Origin of the sequence: Methanoculleus sp. UBA430 (assembly GCF_002506585.1) — an archaeon.
Lineage (GTDB): Archaea > Halobacteriota > Methanomicrobia > Methanomicrobiales > Methanoculleaceae > Methanoculleus.
Genome location: NZ_DAXW01000001.1, coordinates 12,409 through 34,177, shown reverse-complemented (window position 1 = coordinate 34,177; position 21,769 = coordinate 12,409). Strand labels below are relative to the sequence as shown.

22 protein-coding genes are annotated in these 21,769 nt (G+C 62.1%); 16 read left to right on the top strand and 6 right to left on the bottom strand.

Annotation, left to right across the window (positions count from 1 at the left end; genetic code table 11):
* The first annotated feature begins 3 nt into the window (after positions 1 to 3).
* The 10 genes from BRA49_RS00180 (at position 4) to cmk (ending at position 6,486) form a co-directional block, all read left to right on the top strand.
* A complete protein-coding gene (locus tag BRA49_RS00180) occupies positions 4 to 432 on the top strand; it encodes a 50S ribosomal protein L32e (RefSeq protein ID WP_292382406.1) in 429 nt (142 codons plus the stop codon).
* The gene (locus BRA49_RS00175) at positions 425 to 877 is read left to right on the top strand and encodes a 50S ribosomal protein L19e (RefSeq protein ID WP_292382404.1); all 453 of its coding nucleotides are present in this window, start codon (positions 425 to 427) and stop codon (positions 875 to 877) included. The genes BRA49_RS00180 and BRA49_RS00175 overlap by 8 nt, the downstream gene beginning before the upstream one ends.
* Entirely contained in the window at positions 877 to 1,404 is a 528-nt protein-coding gene (locus BRA49_RS00170; RefSeq protein ID WP_292382402.1) for a 50S ribosomal protein L18, read from the top strand. Before BRA49_RS00175 ends, BRA49_RS00170 begins: the two co-directional genes overlap by 1 nt.
* A gap of 1 nt (position 1,405) precedes the next feature.
* Positions 1,406 to 2,023 carry a 30S ribosomal protein S5 gene (locus tag BRA49_RS00165; RefSeq protein ID WP_292382400.1) on the top strand — a complete coding sequence of 206 codons (618 nt, stop codon included), beginning with the start codon at positions 1,406 to 1,408 and terminating at the stop codon, positions 2,021 to 2,023.
* Positions 2,023 to 2,484, top strand: coding sequence for a 50S ribosomal protein L30 (locus BRA49_RS00160; protein WP_292382755.1), 462 nt, complete (start codon positions 2,023 to 2,025; stop codon positions 2,482 to 2,484). The genes BRA49_RS00165 and BRA49_RS00160 overlap by 1 nt, the downstream gene beginning before the upstream one ends.
* A gap of 5 nt (positions 2,485 to 2,489) precedes the next feature.
* Positions 2,490 to 2,915, top strand: a complete 426-nt coding sequence (locus tag BRA49_RS00155; protein ID WP_292382398.1) for an uL15m family ribosomal protein — start codon at positions 2,490 to 2,492, stop codon at positions 2,913 to 2,915.
* Between the two features lie 20 nt (positions 2,916 to 2,935).
* A complete protein-coding gene (gene secY, locus BRA49_RS00150) occupies positions 2,936 to 4,369 on the top strand; it encodes a preprotein translocase subunit SecY (protein WP_292382395.1) in 1,434 nt (477 codons plus the stop codon).
* Between the two features lie 366 nt (positions 4,370 to 4,735).
* A complete protein-coding gene (locus BRA49_RS00145; RefSeq protein ID WP_292382394.1) occupies positions 4,736 to 5,311 on the top strand; it encodes an adenylate kinase in 576 nt (191 codons plus the stop codon).
* A 6-nt stretch (positions 5,312 to 5,317) separates the two neighbouring features.
* On the top strand, positions 5,318 to 5,938 hold the full coding sequence (locus BRA49_RS00140) for a DUF106 domain-containing protein (RefSeq protein ID WP_292382392.1): 621 nt from the start codon (positions 5,318 to 5,320) through the stop codon (positions 5,936 to 5,938).
* Positions 5,938 to 6,486 (top strand): (d)CMP kinase, encoded by a 549-nt coding sequence (cmk, locus tag BRA49_RS00135; RefSeq protein ID WP_292382390.1) that lies wholly within the window; start codon positions 5,938 to 5,940, stop codon positions 6,484 to 6,486. The genes BRA49_RS00140 and cmk overlap by 1 nt, the downstream gene beginning before the upstream one ends.
* On the opposite strand, the gene BRA49_RS00130 is transcribed toward cmk, so the two are convergent.
* The 3 genes from BRA49_RS00130 to BRA49_RS00120 all read right to left on the bottom strand — a co-directional run bounded on the left by BRA49_RS00130 (position 6,483) and on the right by BRA49_RS00120 (position 9,240).
* Positions 6,483 to 7,127, bottom strand: a complete 645-nt coding sequence (locus BRA49_RS00130; RefSeq protein ID WP_292382389.1) for a V-type ATP synthase subunit D — start codon at positions 7,125 to 7,127, stop codon at positions 6,483 to 6,485. The genes cmk and BRA49_RS00130 overlap by 4 nt on opposite strands.
* A gap of 9 nt (positions 7,128 to 7,136) precedes the next feature.
* Positions 7,137 to 8,249, bottom strand: a complete 1,113-nt coding sequence (locus tag BRA49_RS00125) for a V-type ATP synthase subunit C (protein ID WP_292382387.1) — start codon at positions 8,247 to 8,249, stop codon at positions 7,137 to 7,139.
* 232 nt (positions 8,250 to 8,481) lie between these two features.
* Positions 8,482 to 9,240: a GyrI-like domain-containing protein gene (locus BRA49_RS00120; protein ID WP_292382386.1), complete on the bottom strand. Its 759-nt coding sequence runs from the start codon at positions 9,238 to 9,240 to the stop codon at positions 8,482 to 8,484.
* Between BRA49_RS00120 and BRA49_RS00115 the strand changes: the two genes are divergently transcribed.
* The 6 genes from BRA49_RS00115 to BRA49_RS00090 all read left to right on the top strand — a co-directional run bounded on the left by BRA49_RS00115 (position 9,239) and on the right by BRA49_RS00090 (position 13,941).
* Positions 9,239 to 10,231: a histone deacetylase family protein gene (locus BRA49_RS00115; RefSeq protein WP_292382384.1), complete on the top strand. Its 993-nt coding sequence runs from the start codon at positions 9,239 to 9,241 to the stop codon at positions 10,229 to 10,231. The genes BRA49_RS00120 and BRA49_RS00115 overlap by 2 nt on opposite strands.
* Positions 10,232 to 10,291: 60 nt before the next feature.
* Entirely contained in the window at positions 10,292 to 10,492 is a 201-nt protein-coding gene (locus BRA49_RS00110) for a hypothetical protein (RefSeq protein ID WP_292382382.1), read from the top strand.
* Positions 10,493 to 10,698: 206 nt separating this feature from the next.
* Positions 10,699 to 11,265 carry a hypothetical protein gene (locus BRA49_RS00105; protein ID WP_292382381.1) on the top strand — a complete coding sequence of 189 codons (567 nt, stop codon included), beginning with the start codon at positions 10,699 to 10,701 and terminating at the stop codon, positions 11,263 to 11,265.
* Positions 11,255 to 12,799 (top strand): ABC transporter ATP-binding protein, encoded by a 1,545-nt coding sequence (locus BRA49_RS00100; protein ID WP_292382379.1) that lies wholly within the window; start codon positions 11,255 to 11,257, stop codon positions 12,797 to 12,799. The genes BRA49_RS00105 and BRA49_RS00100 overlap by 11 nt, the downstream gene beginning before the upstream one ends.
* Positions 12,730 to 13,515, top strand: a complete 786-nt coding sequence (locus BRA49_RS00095; RefSeq protein WP_292382378.1) for an energy-coupling factor transporter transmembrane component T family protein — start codon at positions 12,730 to 12,732, stop codon at positions 13,513 to 13,515. Before BRA49_RS00100 ends, BRA49_RS00095 begins: the two co-directional genes overlap by 70 nt.
* 6 nt (positions 13,516 to 13,521) lie before the next feature.
* Positions 13,522 to 13,941, top strand: coding sequence for a hypothetical protein (locus tag BRA49_RS00090; protein ID WP_292382377.1), 420 nt, complete (start codon positions 13,522 to 13,524; stop codon positions 13,939 to 13,941).
* Positions 13,942 to 13,946: 5 nt separating this feature from the next.
* Here BRA49_RS00090 and BRA49_RS00085 read toward each other — a convergent pair whose 3' ends face one another.
* Genes BRA49_RS00085 through BRA49_RS00075 form a run of 3 tightly spaced genes read right to left on the bottom strand, consistent with a single transcriptional unit; the run spans position 13,947 to position 21,473 of the window.
* On the bottom strand, positions 13,947 to 14,690 hold the full coding sequence (locus BRA49_RS00085) for a sugar phosphate isomerase/epimerase family protein (RefSeq protein WP_292382375.1): 744 nt from the start codon (positions 14,688 to 14,690) through the stop codon (positions 13,947 to 13,949).
* A gap of 10 nt (positions 14,691 to 14,700) precedes the next feature.
* Positions 14,701 to 17,808, bottom strand: coding sequence for a helical backbone metal receptor (locus tag BRA49_RS00080; RefSeq protein WP_292382373.1), 3,108 nt, complete (start codon positions 17,806 to 17,808; stop codon positions 14,701 to 14,703).
* A complete protein-coding gene (locus BRA49_RS00075; protein ID WP_292382371.1) occupies positions 17,805 to 21,473 on the bottom strand; it encodes a PQQ-binding-like beta-propeller repeat protein in 3,669 nt (1,222 codons plus the stop codon). Before BRA49_RS00075 ends, BRA49_RS00080 begins: the two co-directional genes overlap by 4 nt.
* Positions 21,474 to 21,769: the final 296 nt, after the last annotated feature.

Sequence of the window (21,769 nt, the reverse complement as noted above, 5' to 3'; positions counted from 1 at the left end):
AGCATGGATGAGACTAGAAGATTGATCCGCGTCCGCACCCGGCACAACAAGCCCGCCTTCAAGAGGCGGGGACTTCACCGCAAATCGAGACTGGCAGACGTCTGGCGGCGTCCACGCGGTCTGCAAAACAAGCAGAGGCGGCAGTTCAGCGCGAAAGGCGCCCTTCCCCGGCCGGGATACGGGAGCCCTGCTGCAATCCGCGGCATGCATCCGAGCGGCTATGAGGAGGTCCGGGTCTTTACGCCGGCAGAACTTGCGGGACTGAACCCGGAGGTTCAGGCTGTCCGGATCGGCGGATCCGTAGGAAACAGAAAGCGTGGGGAGATTCAGGCACGGGCCCTGGAACTGGGGCTTAAGGTGCTGAATGCAAAGGATCTTACCCGTGCGGCCGCGACTGCGGAAAGCGAAGAAGAGGTGAACGAAGATGAGTGATCTCGCCAGTCAGAGGCGAATGGCAGCCGCTATTCTCAAGTGCGGTGCCAACCGTGTCTGGTTCGATCCTGAGCGCCAGGCTGATATCGAGGCGGCTATCTCCAGAAACGACCTGCGCGAGCTGATCGGCGAAGGCGTGATCAAGGCTCACGTCGTGAAGGGGAATAGCCGCGGCAGGGCCCGGGCACGGATGGCAAAGCGTTCCTACGGCCACCGGAAAGGACCGGGGCGGAGGAAAGGCGCCGCTGGAGCACGTGGCCCCAGCAAGCGGGCATGGATACGCAAGATCCGGGCGCAGCGGCGCACGCTGCGCGAGATGCGCGACGAAGGAACAATCGAGCGGAGTCTCTATCGCGTGATGTACCGGCGGGCTTCCGGAGGGCAGTTCCGGAGCGTGTCGCATCTTGCATCTCATGTTGAGACGATGGCAGGGAGGATGAGATAATGGCAACCGGCCCAAGATACTTCGTGCCTTTCCGGAGAAGGCACGAGGGCAAGACTGATTACTACAAGCGGATGTCGCTCCTGTCATCAGGAAGCCCCAGGATGGTCGTCCGGAAGACAAACCGGCAGATCATCGTGCAGCTGGTCGTCCCCGAGATTGAGGGAGACCGCACCCTGGTGGCTGCATACTCGGCTGAGCTTGCCGACTTCGGCTACGAGGGATCGACCTCCAGCACCCCGGCAGCCTACCTGACCGGGATGCTGTTTGCGATCAAGGCGTTGAACGCAGGGTATGAAGAGGGTATCCTGGATATCGGGCTCGCCCGGGCGAAACCCGGAGCACGCGTCTTTGCTGCCCTCAAGGGGGCAGTGGACGGCGGTCTCGACGTTCCCTATGGTGAATCGATCCTCCCCGATGAGGAGCGGCTCAAAGGTGCACACATCGCCGGGTATGCCCCTGAAAAGGCAGGCAACCTGGTGGCAAATGTAGAGGCTGTGGCTCTGGCCATCAAGAAGGAGCTGGTGTGACATGGCATACGTACAGGAAGAATGGATTCCGCTCACCGGTCTCGGGCGCATGGTCGCTGCAGGCGAGATCACCAGTATCGATGAGGTGCTCGCAAGCGGCAGGCCGATCAAGGAGCCCCAGATTGTCGATATCCTCCTGCCCGACCTGGAGGACGAGGTGCTGGACATCAACATGGTCCAGCGGATGACGGACTCGGGTCGCCGTGTAAAGTTCCGCACCGTCGTGGTGGTCGGGAACAGGAACGGTTACGTCGGGTTCGGCCAGGGCAAGGATGTCCAGGTCGGCAACGCGATCCAGAAAGCGATAGCAAACGCAAAACAGAATCTCGTCAAGGTCTCCCGTGGATGCGGGAGCTGGGAGTGCGGTTGTGACACCGCCCACTCTATCCCCATCGAGGTGACCGGCAAGGCGGGCAGTGTCCGGGTGACGCTGAAGCCTGCCCCGCAGGGAATCGGTCTCGTGACCGGGGATATTCCAAAGAAGGTCCTGCAGCTTGCAGGCATCAAGGATGTCTGGGCCTTCAACCGGGGGCAGACCCGGACGACCATCAACTACGCCAAGGCGACGTTTGAGGCACTCAAGCAGACGAATATCGTCCGGATCGGAGGGAAAGAGTGATGTACGCGGTAGTGCAGGTGCGCGGCGTGGTCAATACCAACCGCGAGATCAAGGACACCTTGAAGATGCTCCGTCTGCACCATATCAACCACTGCGTCCTCGTGCCCGATACCCCCGCGTACCTGGGCATGATCCGCAAGGTCAAGGACTTCGTGGCGTACGGCGAGGTGACCGGAGAGACTCTGGCCACCCTCCTGCGCACCCGGGGCAGGCTGACCGGAGACGAGCGGCTGACCGACGAATACGTCCGTGCGCATACCCCATATGCCGGCATCGACGAATTTGCAACGGCGCTCTGCAGTGGCGAGGCAAGCTTCCGCGATCTGACTGAGATTAAGCCGGTGCTGAGACTGCACCCTCCACGAAAGGGCTATAAAACCATCAAGCGAACCTTTCAGCAGGGTGGGGCTCTTGGCTACTATGGTCCCGAGATCAACGATCTCCTCTACAAGATGAGGTGAGACTGATGCCCGTAAACAAGAGAACCAAATATCGGGGTTCACGAACCTGTGGCGGCGGCACGCACAAGAACCGGCGTGGCGCCGGTAACAGGGGTGGACGGGGTAGAGCCGGGCAGCGGGACCACCGCTTCTCCCACTTCTACCTGAAGGGTGAGATATCCAATGGCAAGCACGGGTTCGTCAACAAGACCTCTGTGTCGGTATCTGCTCTAGATATCGGTGATATCGACCAGATGGCCGAAGCGCTGCTCCGTGAGGGGTTTGCCACCCAGGAGGGTGATCTCATCACCCTCGACGCCACTGAGATCGGTATTGAGAAAGTGCTCGGTGGCGGAAGAGTCACCCACAAGATGAGTATCTCCGCCCGGGAGTTTTCAGAACGAGCCCGGGCAAAGATTGAGGAGATGGGCGGTCAGGCAACGACCGCCTGATCTTCTTTTTAGGTGAAATCATGGGAGATCTGCTGGATAGATTTGAACCCATCCTTGCAGCGATGCCTGCAGTCCGAAGCCCGGAGGGGCACGTCCACTTCAAGAACAAATTGATGTGGACACTTGCGATTCTGCTCCTCTACTTCTCATTGACGAATATTGATATCTTCGGACTCTCTGCGCAGTCGCAGGATATTTTTGGAATGTACCGTGCCTTGCTCGCTGGTGCGAGCGGTTCGCTCCTGCATCTCGGTATCGGGCCGATCGTCACCGCATCGATCGTGCTGCAGCTGCTCAAGGGCGCCGGACTCCTGCAGATCGACACCAGTGAAGCACGCGGTCAGGTCATGTACATGGGCCTGCAGAAGATGCTCATCTTCGTGATGATCATCGTCGAAGCGCTCCCCATGGTCGCGAGCGGGCTGATGTTGCCCGATCCGTCGGTGGCAATGCAGTTCTTCGGCGGGAATATGCTTGCGGTCTCGTTCCTGATCTTCCTCCAGCTCTGCCTCGGCGGCCTTCTGGTGATGCTGATGGATGAGGTCGTCACCAAGTGGGGTGTCGGATCAGGGGTGGGGCTCTTCATCGTTGCAGGAGTGTCCCAGGGTCTCGTGAACGGCTTCCTGAACTGGCAGACGGGCACTGACCCCTTCCCGATAGGATTCTTCCCGCGGCTCTTCGCCGTGGCGACGTCGGGAGCCGACTTCCTCCAGTACTTCGGTACGGACCTGCTCGCCCTCGTCACGACGATCGCCATCTTCATGATCATCGTCTACGTGGAATCGACCCGTATCGAGATCCCGCTTGCGCATACCGCTGTCCGCGGCGCCCGCGCGCGTTTCCCGGTGAAACTCATCTATGCGAGCGTTTTGCCGATGATCCTGGTCCGGGTGCTGCAGGCGAACATCCAGATGATCGGGATGTTCCTCTCGAATGCCGGGATAACCATCTTCGGTGAGTTTGAGGGGCAGACACCGATGAACGGTTTCATGTGGTATATTGCTCCCATCAACCAGCCGCAGGATTGGATGTGGTGGCTTGCCGATCTCGGGCATGCCCCCTGGGAGATCCTCCTGCGCATGGGAATCGATACTGTCGTTATGGTGGTCGGGGGTGCGATCTTCGCGCTCTTCTGGGTCAAGACCGCAGGTCTCGACTCAAAGGACGTGGCACGGCAGATCCAGAGGAGTGGGATGCAGATCCCCGGGTACCGCCGGAATGCCCAGGTGCTTGAGAAGTACCTCGACCGCTACATCCCCCGGATCACCGTCATCGGCGGTGTGTTCATCGGGCTCCTCTCGGTCGTCGCGAACCTCTTCGGTATCGTCGGTGCGGTCGGCGGGACGGGACTGCTGCTTGCGGTGAGTATCACCTACCGGCTCTACGAGGAGATCGCAAGCCAGCAGATCATGGAGATGTACCCGTTCATGCGGTCGTTCTTTGGGAAGGAGTAAGTCCGAAGGCCCGACCCGGGAGGGTCGGGCCGGAGGAGTCATTCTGGGAGAAGCGGCGCGAAGCGCTCGCTTCGACGGGAATGTCCTCCTCCTGCTCAGAGGTGCCTCAGCACTTTTTTCGACTGGGAGTGAGTCCGGAGAGAGATCCATATCCCGGATAGGATCTGGAGTCAGTCTGGAAAATCAGTCCAGAAGACCTGCTCTCCCCCTGACCAGACCACGCGGGGGCTCACAACTCCCATATCTGCCCAGCAACTCATTTTCTCGCCTGGTTGCCCGCCCGGGCCCCGAGTGATTCCGAAAGAGATTACTCTTCAAGCGTGGATTTATTTTATACTGAACTACAATCTACATGGAGTGATAGAGTTGGGGAAGAAAGTCGTCGTAACAGGAGTTCCCGGTGTCGGGAAGACTACCGTCATCAACGGTGCGATGGAGAGACTGGCGGCCGAGGGCGTTGCTTACACGGCCGTCAACTTCGGCACGTTCATGTTTGATGTGGCCAGGAATGAAGACCTGGTCTCGAATCGCGATGAGATGCGCAAGCTCGGGAAAGATGACCAGAAACGCCTCCAGCAGGCGGCTGCCTCGGGGATCGCTGCCATGAGCGCCGATGCGAACATCATCATCGATACTCACAGCAGCGTCAAGACCCCGGCGGGTTTCCTCGCGGGGCTGCCTGCATGGGTGCTCCGCGAGTTGATGCCTGATATGGTCGTGCTGGTGGAGACCGACCCGGACCAGATCCTGATGCGCCGGCTCGGTGACGCCTCAAGGGTCCGCGACATGGAAGGAGCCCGGGAGATCACCGAGCACCAGGAGTTCAACCGCGCTGTTAGCGCGGCGTATGCAATGTACACCGGCTGCACCATCAAGATCGTCAAGAACGAAAACTTCCTGCTCGAGAAAGGCATCGACGACCTGGTGAGTGTGCTGAGGTAACCTGATATGGCGGACCTGAAGAAGCACGGCCCGACGATCGCCCTCATCTTTACCATGCTCGTGATGCTCTCGTACAGCGTCGAATGGATACGGGTGACGGTCGGTCAGGGGATGGACGTAGTATTGGGCCCCTTGATCGATACCCTCGGCGTCCCGTTTTTCGTCATGATCCTGATCCTCTCGAGCATCACGGGCCTCTACTCGTCGCTCGTCCAGAAGTACACCATCGACTACGAGAAGATGCAGGAGACGCAGGCGAAGATGCGGGTGTTCCAGAAGGAGTTCCGGGAGGCCCAGCTCTCCGGAGACGAAAAGAGGGTCAAGAAACTCCAGGGGAAACAGGAGCGGATGATGCAGGACCAGCTTGACATCTCCCGGCAGCAGTTCACTCCGATGGCGATCATCCTCGTGCTGTCTGTCCCGATCTTCTTCTGGCTCCTCTTACGGCTCCCGCCGATCGGCACGCCGACCACCATCGCGAGCGGCATTGTGCTGCCCTTCATTGGAGCCGTTGGCCTCTCAAGCTTCGCGTTCTGGATCGTGCCGGCCTGGATCCTCTGGTACATGATCTGCTCGCTGACCATCAGCCAGGTGATCCGGAAATCCCTCAACATCGGAGGGCTCTGATGCGGATCACCATCAGCGGCCCGCCAGGGAGCGGCACCACGTCGCTCGCCCGCTCCCTGGCCGGGAAGTACGGGCTTGACCTCATCTCTGCGGGAGAGGTCTTCCGCCAGCTCGCCCGGGAGCACGGCATGGACCTTGCTGAATTCGGCAGGTTCGCAGAGAACGATCCCTCCGTCGACCGGATGATCGACGCCCGGCAGAAAGAGATCGGCGAAGGTGCCGACAACATCATCATCGAGGGCAGGCTCTCGGGCCGGATGATCGAGAACGCCGATCTCCGGATCTGGCTCTCCGCATCGCTCTCCTGCCGGGCGAAGCGAATCGCTGGCCGTGACGGGATGGACGAAGCGGGGGCCCGGGTCTACACCGAGAACCGGCAGCGTTCCGAGGCCACCCGCTACCGGAACTACTACGGTATCGAGATCGACGATCTCTCTTCGTATGATATCGTCCTCTCGTCCGAGACCTTCGGCGTGGGCGCCCTCGGGACGATTGTGGATACCGCAATCGGGTGCCTCGCGCGGCAGAAGCAGCCCGAGACCCTCTAGGGTTTCTCTGCTCTCTTTGCTTTTATTCTTTTAATGCGCCGGAGCCGCACCAGATCCTGCCGCTCTATCTCGTCGCGCTGATCCTCGATGAACCGGCGCAACTGGGTGAGTTCCGGGATGACCTTGAACTCCAGTGCGTTCACACGCCGCCGGGTCCGTTCGATATCGTCGAGCAGTCGCCTGACGCCTCCTTCGAGTTCGGCACTTGCTATGATCGTTTCAAGGAGGTCCTCGTAGGCATCGGCGGCGTCATCGATGACCGACGTGGTCCCGAGGATGCCGTAACCCCGCTGCTCGAGCGTCTTCTTCACCATCACCGGTTCGAGTTCCGGAAGACGGACCCCGAAGACGTTCTTCTGCCGGGCCGTGTAGATCGGGGTGGTCTCCACCGAGAGCGCTGCAAGGAGCACTCCCGTCGCCCCTTCCATCATGGCGGCGACCGCCACCATCTCCCGGGCCCGGGTATATTGTTCTTCGAGTTCTCGGCGCTGCAACGCGGCCCGGTCGGTGAGTTTGACCAGTTCCAGCATCATACCGTCGAGTTTCATCGCGAGGAGTCGATGTATCCGCTCAGCAAGAGCCATCCGCCGCCTGACGATCAGGAGGCCGGCCCGGGTGGGTTTGATCTCATCAACCGGCATGGTGCTTCCTCACAGGACGATGTACTGCCATACCCGCTCGGTCGGCAGACCGAACGCCTTTCCTCGCGCGATTGCCCGCAGGTTCGCCACCTCGTACTTCTTCCGCTCCAGGTACGCAAGCACCGGCAGGATCGAGAACGGATGACGCCTGGAGAGGGACTCCAGCCGGTGAAGCCTGATGCGGGTGACTGCTATCTCGACCTCATGAATGGGCCGCTGACGCTGGTGCCATCGTTGCCAGACCAGTTCCGCGGCGTCAATGCTTGAGAATCCCGGATCCCGCCGGAGATCGCGCACCGCCTGGGCCAGGACCGGAACGATGTCGGTCTCCAGGAAGGCGCTGACAAACTCCTCCTCCGTCTCGATGCCGTAGAGCCGCCGGAAGTGTCTGATGGGAATACGGCCGCCCGGGATCATGGTCTGGTCAATGACCGCAAGGTTGCACGCTTCTTCTGCGCAGTGGAGCCGGAGAAGGTTCCTCATGTTGGTGATATCAATCTCAAACCGGAGATAGGCGTTCAACTCCTGACACCCGCTGCACCTGGTTCTGCCGGGATCGAGCAGCCCGGCGTAGTAGTGCCTGTAGAGTTCGTTCTCGATCTGGGCAAAGACGCCCTTCTCCCCGCAGACCCGGTAGGATTCTGCAAGGACCGGGTAGAGTCGCCAGTCCTGAAGAGCTTCGATAGTCTCGCCGCAGGTCGTCAAAGAGAGAAGATGGTCGAGGAGTGCGCTGTCGATCTCGCCTGCCGGGATAAGGAGGTCGCGGACCTGTTGCCCGGGTATGTTGTGAACCGTGCCCCGCAGGATAGCCATGACGTTTGCTATATCCCATCGGGTGAGGTATTCACGGGTCAGGATCTGCAGGTCTCCGGGAGCGATCGCCATACTGCTCCGGAACGACCGCGCCAGACTGTGGTTCACCGCCTCTTCGATGAGCTGGGCGCCAGAGAAGTCGGGTGTGAGATTCGCAATCTCCCGTGCGTACTCCAGGCACCGACCGAGGTGGGCGATGATCTCCGGTATGCTCATCCGCATAAGCCGCAAGTACTCTTCACGGGGGAGGAGCGCGGTCCTCCGGACCCGGAACCGGGTGCAGGCATAGATGAACGACGGAGAGGTCATACCTGGCAGGGGCATGCACCCCCATTACCAGCCCGCCTTATAAATGCGCACCCGGAGGTCCGGCCGCAGGAAGGAGGGGTAGCGACCACCGGCACACCCTGTCTCTCGAACGGATTGCAGGGTCGGAAAGACCCTGGCGATGCCGAAGGCGTCGAGCGTATCAACGGCCCGGGGTGACCGAAGAAGATGGTGACCTCATCGGGGGACCGGGATGGCAGGGTATGCTTGCGACTTATACCACCGGCATGACGATCATCGTCAATAGTTCGTTCTCCGGATACTCGGGTCCGTTGTAGTAACATTCGTAGACGGTACCGGTAGGCTTAAGCCCGTTCTTCTCTATCCAGTTCGCCATCTCAGTGTACGTCGAGACCATCTCTCTATATGGGCCACGATACATGCAGGAGACAACGTTGCCTTCCGGGATAGAGCCCGGGTGGATGTCCCCTTTCCCCGGCAATATCTTCGATACGGGAAACCCAATCTCGACATCAAGACGTTGCATATCCATGTTGTAGTAGGCCACATACGGGACATCTGAGACAAGTTCGCCCAGTTCCTTCAGGTAATCAGCTATCCTGCAGTAACTCTCGCCGATCAGCATGGGTAGATGTTCGACGTTTGTTCTGGTGCGAATCGATACGGTAGGTTGCTCCCTTTTACGGAAGATATCAATGTTCGATACTTTCGGCATCGTACTCCTCCAGTTGTGCAATATCGTTGACACCCGCTTCTGTCCCCCGATAAGCGGTCTGAGATCTCCTCGTTTGATGATTTTTCCTCCCACCTCAAATACTTTCTGCCGGGCTGCCTGCTCCTCGTTGAGTTGCACCTCCGGTGCACGAGCGGCGCTCGTCTCACGACTCGACCTCATCAGGCACCCGGTTATGGTCAGCGGGAACCGGTCGGGTCCCCTGCTGCCATGCATACCCCGGTCCCCGTCCGGCAGGTAAGATTCATATTCGGTGCCGTCAACCCCTCCGATAACCATGCCATACTCGGTCGTTACGGGGGATCTCTTCCGGGCCCATGACGACCCCGGTCACCCCGAGTCGCAGGCACGCCTCGATGCCGCTCTCACCGGGGTGCCGGCTGATGCCTACCGTATCACCCCGGAGCAGACGACGCTCCGGGACCTCACCCGGGTACACACGCACCGGCACATCGCGACCCTCCGGTCGTTCTGCAGGGCGTGTCCTCCCGGACGGGCCTGCTACCTCGACTCCGACACCTACGTCACCTGTGGGTCGTTCGATGCGGCCCTGTATGCGGCGGGTGCCGCGTGGCAGGCGGTGGAGCGGGCGCTCGAGGGCGAACACTCGTTTGCCCTGGTCCGTCCGCCGGGGCACCATGCCGGGCCGAACCGGGCTATGGGATTCTGCCTCTTCAACAACGCTGCCGTAGCGACAGCCCGCGCGCTCGAGTCGGTCGACCGGGCAGCGATCCTTGACTGGGACCTGCATCACGGCAACGGGACACAGGCAGCGTTCTACACCTCGGACCGGGTGCTCTACTGCTCGGTCCACCAGGCAGGGCTCTTCCCCGGAACAGGCTGGCCGGATGAGCGGGGCGCCGGCGCGGGCGCCGGGTATACCGTCAATGCGCCTCTTGAGCCGGGTTCGACCGGCGCCGACTACACCCTGGTCTTTCGGGAGATCTTCATCCCGGCACTCCGGCAGTTCGAGCCGGACCTCGTCGTGATATCGGCAGGTCAGGATGCGCTCTTCGACGACCCGCTCGGTTCGATGCAACTCCGCCCCGACGACTTCGGGGCTCTGACCGGGATGCTGGCGGACGCGAGTCCCGTGGCTCTCGCCCTTGTGCTCGAGGGAGGCTACGGGCGGTCACACGCCGGGGCCGTCGGTGCGATATGTGCCGCCCTCGGCGGAGCGCGCGTTGTGCCCGGCGGCGGTAAACCGAAGACGAGCACCCGGCTGCTTGTGGAGGCATATGGCGACGACGGGCGAGCTGTCCCTCTCTGAGGGAGGTTCATCGTCTCCCTGGTGGGGATGAGTTGCACGCCGGACCGTGGTGGAACCCTCGTGGCGACCATTCCCGTCGCCCCCGGGGATACCTCCGGGAACTCCGGCAACGGGGCTGCCGCTTCGACTACCACGGTGCCCACGGAGCCGGGGACCCCGACGAGCGCACCCTCCCCCGCGCCGACCACAGCGGCATCCGGCTTCGCCGTACTCGCCGCGGCCGGAGCGGTTCTCGTTGCAGCGTGGCTGGCGTGGAGGTGATGATTCCCGGCCACAGGTATCTATATATACAATAATGTATAATTTTGTACAATGATGTTTGTAATGGGTTCCAGACCGGCCGCCCGGTCCATCGATGCCGGAGAGCGCTCTCGCCCCCTTTCGCAGCCACGTTGGCGTCCTTGCTGATCTCTCAGTCCTAAAAACCGCATAGCCCGTCGAATACCATACTCGAAAGATAGGATACTATGAAATCAAGAGATATTGCAATCATCGGCATACTCCTTGCCGTAGGGGCTATCATCAGGTATATGTCCCTCCTGATCCCCGGCCCCATCGTATCGAACCTCGTGATCGCCTTCTATAGCCTTGCCATCATACTGGTCGTGCCCACATTCCGTGAGGCGATCGGGATCGGCGTTGTAGCGGGCATCATCTGTGCCCTTCTCAGCCACTCGATCTTCCCGCCCGCGAATTTCGTCAGCGAACCCATCGGTGCGGTCGCCTGCCTCGGGGTCTACCTGATGCTGAGAGACCGGTTCGTCCTCGCCCCGGCGGTGACGACGCTTCTGGCCACCTTTGCGAGCGGGTTCTCGTTCATCCTCATCTCCATCCTTGCCGTGGCGCCGACGGTCCTTGGCAAGTTCGGGACCTTTGAAGCGTTCCTCGCGGTCACCGTGCCGATTGTCCTGATCACCGCGGCGGTCAACGCCGGCGTCGCGCAGGCGCTCGAGATGCCGGCATCGCGGGCGCTGATGCGGGGGGTCCGGCAGGCGGCCCCGGCGCGGGACATGAGGCAGGCGGATGAGTCCTGAGGCCGGCCGGGAGACCGCCCTCTCTCTTCGAGGCGTCTCTTACGCCTATCCCGGCTCCGATTCACCGGCGCTCGACGGGATCAACCTTGATATCAGGAGAGGGGAGGTCGTCTTCGTCACCGGTCCAACCGGGGCGGGGAAGACGACCCTCTGCCTTGCGGCGTCCGGCATCCTCCACCACGAGTACGGCGGCACGCTCGAGGGCGCGATCACCATCCTCGGGAAGAGCGTCCGGGACTACCGGAGCATGGCCGGGATCGGGAGGCACGTCGGCGTGGTCTTTGACGATGCCGATGCCCAGCTCATCTTCTCCACCGTCGAGGAGGAGGTGGCATCGGGGCTTGAGAACCTCGGTATCCCGAGGGCGGAGATGGAGCAGAGGCTCCGGCACGTGATGGAGGCGACCGGGATCGCCGACCTTGCAGACCGGGCCCCGCACACCCTCTCCGGCGGGCAGAAGCAGCGGGTCGCCATCGCAGCAACCCTTGCCCTGGGGACAGAGATCCTGGTTCTGGACGAATCGACCGCCGAACTGGATGCAGAGGCAACCTCTACGGTATCCGCTCTCCTTCGACGGCTCGCGGACGAGGGGACGGCCGTCCTCATCGTCGAACAGAAGCTCACCGAACTCGCTGCCGTCGCGGATAGAATGGTCCTCATTAACGACGGCACGATCACAAAGGTCGGGTCCCCCGCGGAGATGATGCAGGAGGTCGTCCTGCAACACCCGACGGCCGGCGACATCCGCGGTATCCGGCCGCCCGCACCGGGGGCAGCCTCCCCGGGCGGGGTGCTCCCCGTCATATCGATCCGGGGGCTCGTCCACCGTTACGATGGGGTTACGGCCATCGGGGGTCTCGACTTCGAGGTCGCTCCCGGTGAGATCGTGGCTGTGGTCGGGGAGAACGGGTCCGGGAAGACGACGCTCGTCAAGCACTTCAACGGGCTGCTCCGCCCCACCAGCGGCAGTGTTGTCGTCGACGGGCTGGATGCCGCCACCGTGCCGATAGCGGAACTTGCGCGCCACGTGGGCCTCGTCTTCCAGAACCCGGACACCATGCTCTTTGCAGAGACCGTGGAGGAGGAAGTGGCCTTTGGTATTCGGAACATCAACCCGGATGGAGACCCGGGACAGACAGTCGAGGCCGCCCTTTGTGAGGTCGGCCTCTTCCGCCGGAAGGGAGCCTACCCGCGGTCACTCTCCCGTGGCGAGCGGCAACGCCTGGCGATCGCCTGCGTCATCGCAATGAGGCCGAACGTGATCGTGCTCGACGAGCCTACGACCGGGCTCGATGCCCGGGAGTCGGAGCGGGTCATGGAGGTTCTTGAGCGCTTGCGGCAGAATGGTCATACAATCGTCATGGTGACGCATGACATACACCTTGGAGAAGAGTATGCCGACCGTATCGTCAGGATGAAGCAGGGAAGGATCGTCGGCGACGAGAGAATGTACGAGGAGGAACCATGCCCGAGATTATGCAGTATCTCACCCGGGAGAGCGCCTTTCACCGCCTCCACCCGATTACCAAACTGATCTTTGCAGCCGTCGTCGTTGCCCTCGCAGTGCTGACGAGCGATACCGCGATGCTCGCGGTCCTTGTCGGGGCGGTCGTAGCCGTAGCGGTAGTGGGGGGGCTCGCCCGTGATCTTCTCCGCCAGGTGCCTCTGCTGCTCTCTCTTGCGGCAAGCCTGCTTGCCCTCACCGTCCTCACCATCCGGAGCGGGGGTATCCTCGGTTACCTGATCCCGCCATCGGTCCCGGTCATCGGGGGGGCCTTCCCCGTCACGACGGGGGCGATCGACCTCGCCGTCGCGATGACGCTCCGGTTCGCGGCGATGCTCTTTGCCTTCCAGCTCCTGGTTATATCGACTCAGCCGCGCGACCTCGTCCACGTCATGGACCGCCTCAAGATGCCTGTGGACTACACGCTCATGTTCCTGATTGCGCTCCGGTTCATCCCGAGCCTGCAACTCGAAGGGAAGCGGATCCACGAGGCACAGCTCGCCCGGGCCTACAACCCGGGGAAGGGCCTCTCCGGGAAAGTCCGGGGGCTCTTTCCCATCATCATCCCCCTGGTTTCAAACTCCCTTGGAAAAGCCACGGTCCTTGGTCTGACCATTGATCTCCGGGGCTACCGCTCCGGCAGGCGGACGCCGATGCGTGACCTCTCTCCGGGCCGGGCCGATGTTGCCGGCATCTGCTGCATGGGGCTTCTCGTCGCAGGGTATTTGGCTGTGCTGGTCATATAATCCGATATGTGCGACGGTGCATCTCCCACTCCCTCTTTTCTGCTTCCGACGGCGTTTGAGTTCTACATCGGCGGAAGTGCCGGGCCGTCCCTCTACGTCAGGCTCGTGGACGGGCGGCTCCTCTATGAGTGGGCGAGTGCCGGCGGCTACTCCGGGGTGGTGATGGAGGCGTCGCCCACACCGGATGAGTGGGCACGATTCCACGAGACCGCCGACCGGCTCGGTGTTTGGGAATGGGAGCCGGAGTATGTCTCTGCCTACTCCTGCTGCGATGTCACCTACTGGCACCTGCGGATGGAGATGGGTGGACACAGTATCGTCGTGCGGGGCGCAAATGGGTATTCGGGCTCTGCCGGCCCGGAGGCATCGCGGGAGTTCCGCGAATTCCGCGCGGCAGTGGGAGAACTGATCGGGCGCGAGCCGTGATTGTTTCAGGGAGAGAGCCCGCCCAGGTGTTCGAGGCTTTGTTCGTAGTGCTGAAACGAGTTCGGCTCGACAACCTTCGTGACGCCCGGTGGAAGAGCGGCCATCACGCGGCGAAAATCGATATTCCCGTCACCGCAGGCCAGGTGTTCGTCACGGCGGCCGTGGTTGTCGTGCAGGTGGACATGGATCGTTTCTCCACACTCAAGGAACGATGCCAGGTTACCGTTTACATGGGCATGCCCCACGTCGAGGGCGAAGCCGAGGTCCCGGTCGGCAAGGCGGTCGAGAAAATCCGGTTCCCTGAAGAAACAGATCTCCCATGCCCCCATGTTCTCGACGGCGAACCGGACATCCACCATATGTTGAACTGCAGCGAGGTCGTCAAGCGATCGGTCGAGAGCGGCCTGCGCGGCGCTCCGCATCTCTTCTCCCCAGATGTGTCCCGGGTGGACGACCAGCCGCTCGGCGCCGATCCGGTCGCAAACTTCTGCAAGATCGGCGAGAACCTTGATGGCCGCCCTGCGCAGGTGCTCGTTCTCGGACGCGATGTTAATATCGGCGACCGGCGCATGGACGGTGTAGCGGAGATCGAACGAGTGGCAGACCTCTTCGCACCGGAAGAGGCAGTGAGGGCCGTCGGAGAGAATCTCCGTACGACCCGTACGGCCGGAGATGAGACCGAGCGCCTCCTCAAGCGCCCGGTCCATCAGGCAGCAGGTGGAGCACCCGATCGTATTCGTCGACTGCATGGCGTCCGACCTACCGCTTCCCTCTCCTCCACCAGGCCCGCGCGGCGACAAAGCACACGCCTGCCGTAACCGGCGCTGCCGGAGAGAGCGCCATCCCCTCTTGCGGAGCTGCGTGCTCCTGATCGGAGACAGCGGCAGTGCGCGACAGTTCACCGATAAGAGTTGCCTCCGGCAACGGCATGTCGAGCGTCTCGGCACGGAGGGGTTCCGGCTGCACCTCAAGCAGCGACACGGTCCCATCGAGTGCGCCGGTAAGGATCTGTGTTGTTTCGGACGACTGAGCCGAGACACACCTGATCTCCTCCTCCGTTGGGTGCGTCCACACGTTCTCTCCGTTCCGGTTGAATAGGGTGATCCCACTGCCTGCCAGCACAAGAGTCGACCCGTCTCCGGAGATCGATACATCCGCGATCCGCTCCTGTAGTGGAGATTTCCACAGGAGCCGTCCGTTCCGGTTGAGGAGATATGTAACCTGCTGGGCCGATCCTGCGGCAACCGTCGAACCGTCGCGGGAGATGGCAACCCGGATGCCGTTGCTGCCCGTCCTGTAGTTCCAGAGAAGCCGGCCTTCCCTGCTGAAGAGATATATGTTCCCCTGACCGTCGCCGACAACGATGCTCGAACCGTCGCCGTCGATCGATACGCTCTCGATCGGATCTCCGGTATCAAAGGACCAGGAGACGTTGGCAATCGTTTGTCCGTTGTCCTGGGAGAACACCCGGAGCATGGTGCCGATCCCTGCACCGATCGTACGCCCGTCTGCGGCGATAGCGACGCTCTGCACCCGGGATTCCGGTCTGGAACGCCAGAGCACCTCGCCTTTCCGGTCGAACAGCAGGAGGTGGTCCCCCCCGGCTACGATGCATTCGCCGTCGGAGGAGATGGCCACGCATCTGCTGCAGGATACTGGGTAACTCCAGAGCATTGTGCCTTTCTGGTCATAGAGGTGGATGCTCTCTTCTGTGGTGACGGCACCGTAGAGACCGCTCTCTGCGAGTGCGGCCGCCGCAATCCGGTTGCCGAGTTCCGCTCGCCAGAGTTCTTCGCCGGAGAGCGCCTGCCCCAGGACCGGGTACGCAAGGCCGCTCGCGACGATAACCACGAAGAAAATGGGTAAGATCTGGTTCCACCGCATTCCGCACCGGTCCTTCTTACCTGCCCTGATCAGGAGAACGGTGAGCAGCGCAAAGGCAGGCAAGATCGTGCAGAAACCCGGCGACTGGGCCGCATGAGTCTCTTCGGGGATGCCCGCATCAAAGAGGTCCGGGTGGAGGGTGGCCGCCACCTCTTCCAGCGCATCCACGATCCGCGGGCTTCCGCGGCTGATGATGTCAGCGTCGACGACGTAGACGTGGCCGTTTCTGACCGCATCGAGCCTCTGCATCCGGGGCTCGTTCATGAAGTAGTCGTAGACGATGTCGTATCCTCCATTGCTCATGCCGGTACCCGAACTGACGAAGATGTACTCCGGGTTCGTGGTGATGAACTCTTCGAGGCCGACGATGCCCCACCCCTCTGTCGAACCGAATGCATTGGTCCCCCCGGCCATCGTGATCACCTCGTCCTGGAATGTTGCCCCGCCGCTGACCCAGATCGGGTCGTACCAGACGACATGGGCGACGGACGGTCTCTCCGCCAGGGCCTCTGTCGTATCGGTCACCGCCTGAATACGGGCCTGCAGTTCCCGAACGCACGCCGCTGCCCGCTCTTCCTGCCCGGTAGCCACTCCGACCAGTTCGGTGTCCCGCAGGACATCGTCGACCGTCTGCGGGTTGAGGGTGACGACGGTCATCCCGAGAACTCTCAGGCGGTTGACCACGTCTTCGGTGTTGCCGGTAGCGGCGAAGATCAGGTCCGGTTCGGTTGCGAGCACCTTCTCGATGTTGATGGTGCTGTATCCGCCGACCTTCAGTTTGCCGGCGGCCTCTGGCGGGTAGTTACAGTAGTCGGTGACGCCGACGATCCGGTCCTCAAGGCCGAGGGCATACAGGATCTCGGTATTGGATGGTGCGAGCGAGACGATCTTCTGCGGCAGGCCCCGGATCGTGACGATCTCCCCATAGTCGTCGGTCACCGTCACGGCTCTCCCGGCCGCGTCCGTCGCTGCCGGAGCGTACGTCCCGGCCGGGGTCGTGGTAGGGGCGGCGGCCATGATGCCCGGCGTGGGTGTGGCGGACGGCGAGTGCACCGTCGGAGAAGGGAGTATGGGGTATGGTCGCCCGAGGAGTGCGGGAATTGCGCTTGCAGTCATGCCGCAGGGATTGTCGGTCACGTACGCCGTGTAGCGGAACGAACCGTCGGGGTTCTGCAGGCCGGCAAGGTGGTCCACCACACTCGTCTCACCCGCTCTCCAGTTCGCGGGGTTGTCTCCCGTGGCAACGATGCCCTGAATGACCCAGGCATCCGACGCAGCGTTTGCGGCGCTCGTTCCCCCGTAATGGAAACCGCCGTTCTCCTGCTGCATTCCCTTCAGGTATGCGAGCGCGTTCTGCACCGCGGCTGCATCGTGGGGGATGCCTGCCGCCGCGAGCGCCTCGAGTGCGGCACCCGTGTCGTCGGGGTCGCTCTCGGCACCCGGCGTCCAGGGGAAGCCGCCGTCGGCGTTCTGCCGTGACATCAGCCACCCGGCCGATCTCCCGGCATCCTCGCCGGCGGAGGCGAGGGCTACGATCGTCCAGATTGTCGTGTAAACATGGTCCCCGGCCTGTCCGTCGGACTTCACCCGCGACTTCAGTTCAGCAACGTAGTCGGTCCCGGAGAAGGCGCGGGGGTCTTCCCCGACTGCAACCAGCGTCAGGATCGTGCGCGCGATATCGACAGTCCCTCCTTTTGCCAGGATGTCGTCGTTCATCGACCGGAGGTAATCGATGGTCGAGTTGCCGTTCTTCACCCACATCCGCGGGTCTTCGCCCGCAGCGACGGCTGCCATGATCGTCCACGACGTCGTGCCCGGGCTGCTCTCGCGCCCGGCTTCCCCGAAACCCCCATCGTCTTTCTGGCAGGCGCGGAGATAGTCCAGGGAGGTCTGGACGGCCGGGTCGCCCGTGCTCAGTGGATAGGCGCCGCAGGAGGCGATGCAGAGGAGGAGGATGAGCAGGATGCTGCCGATCCGCTTCATTGTCTTCTCCTCCGCTCGATGAAGAGGTATGCCGCTCCGATGAGCAGGGCCATGCCCGTGCCGGCGATGATGAGCGGTGATGCTCCTGCAGGCGCAGGCGTTCCGGCTGCGGTCGGTGCACCGGAGGCGGCAGCGGTAGCGGTGCTCACCGGGATATTCTGTGCCGCGGGCGCTGCCGTGACCGTCAGCAGGCCGAAGGCCGAGAGGCCGCCGGGTGAGATTCCCTCGAAGATCAGGTTCCCGTTCCTGTCGGTCCCGGCAGGCCGGGTTTCGAGTACCTCGTATCTGCCGTCCTCCGCAGACCGTGCGATCCTGACGGCGTCCACGCCGCCGTGCTCTTCCACCCACGTGGGGCTTACGGTCATCCGGATCACCGCTCCGGCGATATCCTCGCCGTTCTCCAGGTTGGTCCGCGTGACGGTCATGGTATAGGCAAGAGCATCGATCTCCTCACCGTTCTCTGCCGCGGCGAGGTGGAAGGCACTTGCCGCACCTGCATCGGGTGTCTCGGTGATGGAGATCTCGATGCGGCCGTCTCCCGGTATGCCGGTGAGGTTCAGGTCCAGCGATGCGGCGACGAGACCTATCGAGCTGATGTTAGCCGTGACGGGCTCGATCGATGCCGTGACGCTCTCGATCAGGCCCGTGGCCGTCCCTTCCTTTTCGTTGATGTTCCGGGCGGTAAGGACCATGGTCAGCCCGTTCCGCTTGATGATAAAGGAGTTCCCCGATACGGTGACCTGCTCCGCGGACGTGTTCCCGCTGCCGGTGTAAAACGAGAAGACCTGACCCCACTCCCCGAGTTCGACGAAGGCCCCGGCCGGCAGCCCGAGGAAGAACGACGGGATTGCCGCTCCCGGCTTATTGGAGCCCTCGGTTACGGTGTCCGATGCGGAACCCGACGAACCGGAACCGCCGCCCGACGAACTCGATTCCGAACTGCCGGCCGATGCCGGGATCGTAACCCTGATCGGGACGATGTCCGACGATGTCGCCGGGGTCGAACTCATCCCCTCGCTCCAGAAGAAGACGACTTCATCGCCGTTAGCGAGCGCATATGTGTTTGCACCGACGGCGGGGCTTTCGCCGTTCACCTGGTACATCCAGCCCTTCGTCCCCGTGCCTGCTCTGCCCCTGACGGAGTTGAGGAAGAGCGACCCGTACTCCCGGTAGTACGAGTCGTCGACGGTATAGGCGGTTCCCGTCGCATCGAGGGCACCCAGTGCTGTCTGCCGGCCGACCGTGTAGGTCTTTCCGCTGTTTGCCGCGGTGATGTTAAACTTACCTGATTCGAGGGTGACGGTGATCCAGGAGGCCGGCGAATCGCCTCCTCCTCCCTCCCCTCCCGGTGTCGGGGTGGGCGTTGTCGGGATGGAGACGGTGATGTTGACCACCGCGCCGGCGCTCTCGGGTGGCGAATCCCATGCCCCGTACCAGTAGGTGACGACGTCCCCGTCGGCGAGCTGGTAGTCCGCTGCTCCGACGCCGGCGGTCACCCCGTTGACCGCATAGAGCCACGAGTCCCAGGAGGTTTCGTTGTAGGCGATACCGCCGATGGAGTAGAGGTACGAGCCCCAGCTTTCCTCCTTGAGGGTATAGTTGAAGTTGCCTCTCGTCGCTGCCGCGTCCAGCGCTCCGAGGGCCGAGGTCCGGTTGACGGTGTAGGCGGCACTCGCGTTGTTGAGCGGCGTGACCGTGAATGTTTGCCCGTCCGTCAGGTTGACTGTTCCTTCCCATGCGAAGTCGCAGACGTTGACGTTGATGTTGATGACGTGGTCGGCGGTCTCCGGGGTCGAATCCCACGCTCCGTACCAGTAGGTGACGACGTCCCCGTCGGCGAGCTGGTAGTCCGCCGCTCCGACGCCGGCGGTCGCCCCGTTGACCGCATAGAGCCAGGAGTCCCAGGAAGTCTCGTTGTAGGCGATACCGGCGATGGAGTAGAGGTACGAGCCCCAGCTCTCCTCCCTGAGGGTGTAGTTGAAACCGCCTGCCGTCGCTGCCGCGTCCAGCGCTCCGAGGGCCGAGGTCCGGTTGACCGTGTAGACGGCGCTCTGGTTGTTGAACGGCGTGACCGCGAAGGTCTCTCCCCTGGTCAGGGCCACGGTCCCGCTCCACAGGCCGGGCGCCGGGGTGGGCGTTGCCGGGATGGAGACGGTGATGTTGACCACCGTACCGGCGGTATCGGGCGTCGAATCCCACTCCCCATACCAGTAGGTGACGATATCCCCGTCGGCGAGCTGGTAGTCCGTCGTTTCGACGGTGGCGGCGACGCTGTTGACGCTGTAGAGCCATGAATCCCCGGAGGTCTCGTTGTAGACGATGCCGGCGATGGAGTAGAGGTACGAGCCCCAGGTTTCCTCCCTGAGGGTGTAGTTGAAACCACCTGTGATCGCGGCGGCATCCAGCGCGCCGAGGGCCGAGGTCCGGTTGACGGTGTAGACGGCGCTCTCGTTGTTGAACGGCGTGACCGTGAAGGTCTCTCCTTCGGCGAGTCTCACCATTCCGCTCCACCCGGAAAACGCCGATTCCGGGACCTGCCCTTCCCCGAAGGCATAGAGGTTCCCTTCATCGGACCCGATGTAGAGGATGCCGTTCGATACGGCCGGCGAGGACTGGAGGTAATTGGTCGTGGCGTACCGCCAGACTTCGTTGCCCGCAGTATCAACCGCGAAGATTGTGGCTGTCCTGGTGTTGGAGGCGAAGTAGACGGTATCGTTCGCAACAACCGGTGAGGTGTCGATCCTGCCGTTTGCAGTAAACGTCCACTCTTCGTCTCCGGTCTCTGCATCGCGGCAGTGCATGACCCCGTCGGCCGTGCCGAGATAGAGCCTGCCGCCGGCAACGGCGGGCGTGCCCCACGATGCACTGACTGACCTGTTCCAGACCTCGATACCCGTGACGGTGTCGAGGGCATAGAGCCGGTTTGCCGACGCGGCATAGACCATGCTGCCGGCGATCGCCGGCGACGACTTTACCTGTCCGTCGGTAGTGACGTTCCAGATCTCCTCACCGGTATCGATGTCGATACAGTAGAGGGCATCTGTCACGGCGTTGCCGGCGAAGTACGCCCGGCCTGCGGCATCGACAGCCGGCGAAGAGTAGGCAAACGTCTTGTTTCCGGTGGTATACGTCCGGACTTCGTTTCCATCGGGATCGAAGGCGTGCAGCGTCCCGTCGGTCATAGAGGTCACCAGGACCATGTCGTCGTACACAACCGGGCTGCAGGAGAGGCCGTGCCAGTTACCGCCTTCTCTCCCGGTATCGACGGGAACGTTCCAGAGCGTGCTGCCGTCCGTGGTATCGATACAGTAGAGGTTCCCGTCCATGCATCCGACAAAGAGCCTGTCGCCGGAGACGGCCGCGCCGGATACGGTGCCTTCGCCGGCACCCAGGGGGTTCCTCCAGACCTCGCTGCCGGTGGAGGCATTCAGGCAGAAGAGGTAATATTCCTCCTCGGAATCAAAGTTCATGTCCGGCCAGACCCCGATGTAGACCCGGCCGCCATCCACCACTGGTGATGCGCCGACGAACTCACCGAGGTTGGCCTTCCAGAGGATAGTGTTGTTCTGCGGCCCGTCTTCGGGGACGTAGCCGGTTCGTTGCCCGTCGTGGTGAAACATCGGGTATGCCGCGCTCACCACGCCGACGAGCATGAGTGAGAGCATGATAAGCCCGATAGAGATTTTAAAACCGTTTGATTTCATTAGTACAAGTACACTTGATATAACTTAATAAAATTTTACAAATTGATTCTTCAATAACTAATTTTCATTTGTATTCAGGCCGGTTCTCCACCCGGACGCCCTGATGCCGGCGCGCCTTCCAGGGCAGTTTCCGGCCCGATTTGACGACGTTATCGCGGAGAAATGCGGGGGATGGCTGTGCCGGATCCGCCAGCCGGGGTGGCGCCGCGCGCATACGGTTGATCCAGGAGAGGGCACCCGGCACGCAGAGCCGTACA

Coding starts and splice junctions, on each gene's coding strand:
- BRA49_RS00180 (WP_292382406.1), top strand. CDS start 4: ATGGATGAGACTAGAAGATTGATCCGCGTCCGCACCCGGCACAACAAG.
- BRA49_RS00175 (WP_292382404.1), top strand. CDS start 425: ATGAGTGATCTCGCCAGTCAGAGGCGAATGGCAGCCGCTATTCTCAAG.
- BRA49_RS00170 (WP_292382402.1), top strand. CDS start 877: ATGGCAACCGGCCCAAGATACTTCGTGCCTTTCCGGAGAAGGCACGAG.
- BRA49_RS00165 (WP_292382400.1), top strand. CDS start 1,406: ATGGCATACGTACAGGAAGAATGGATTCCGCTCACCGGTCTCGGGCGC.
- BRA49_RS00160 (WP_292382755.1), top strand. CDS start 2,023: ATGTACGCGGTAGTGCAGGTGCGCGGCGTGGTCAATACCAACCGCGAG.
- BRA49_RS00155 (WP_292382398.1), top strand. CDS start 2,490: ATGCCCGTAAACAAGAGAACCAAATATCGGGGTTCACGAACCTGTGGC.
- secY (WP_292382395.1), top strand. CDS start 2,936: ATGGGAGATCTGCTGGATAGATTTGAACCCATCCTTGCAGCGATGCCT.
- BRA49_RS00140 (WP_292382392.1), top strand. CDS start 5,318: ATGGCGGACCTGAAGAAGCACGGCCCGACGATCGCCCTCATCTTTACC.
- cmk (WP_292382390.1), top strand. CDS start 5,938: ATGCGGATCACCATCAGCGGCCCGCCAGGGAGCGGCACCACGTCGCTC.
- BRA49_RS00130 (WP_292382389.1), bottom strand. CDS start 7,127: ATGCCGGTTGATGAGATCAAACCCACCCGGGCCGGCCTCCTGATCGTC.
- BRA49_RS00125 (WP_292382387.1), bottom strand. CDS start 8,249: ATGACCTCTCCGTCGTTCATCTATGCCTGCACCCGGTTCCGGGTCCGG.
- BRA49_RS00115 (WP_292382384.1), top strand. CDS start 9,239: ATGCCATACTCGGTCGTTACGGGGGATCTCTTCCGGGCCCATGACGAC.
- BRA49_RS00120 (WP_292382386.1), bottom strand. CDS start 9,240: ATGGTTATCGGAGGGGTTGACGGCACCGAATATGAATCTTACCTGCCG.
- BRA49_RS00105 (WP_292382381.1), top strand. CDS start 10,699: ATGAAATCAAGAGATATTGCAATCATCGGCATACTCCTTGCCGTAGGG.
- BRA49_RS00100 (WP_292382379.1), top strand. CDS start 11,255: ATGAGTCCTGAGGCCGGCCGGGAGACCGCCCTCTCTCTTCGAGGCGTC.
- BRA49_RS00095 (WP_292382378.1), top strand. CDS start 12,730: ATGCCCGAGATTATGCAGTATCTCACCCGGGAGAGCGCCTTTCACCGC.
- BRA49_RS00090 (WP_292382377.1), top strand. CDS start 13,522: ATGTGCGACGGTGCATCTCCCACTCCCTCTTTTCTGCTTCCGACGGCG.
- BRA49_RS00085 (WP_292382375.1), bottom strand. CDS start 14,690: ATGCAGTCGACGAATACGATCGGGTGCTCCACCTGCTGCCTGATGGAC.
- BRA49_RS00080 (WP_292382373.1), bottom strand. CDS start 17,808: ATGAAGCGGATCGGCAGCATCCTGCTCATCCTCCTCCTCTGCATCGCC.
- BRA49_RS00075 (WP_292382371.1), bottom strand. CDS start 21,473: ATGCTCTCACTCATGCTCGTCGGCGTGGTGAGCGCGGCATACCCGATG.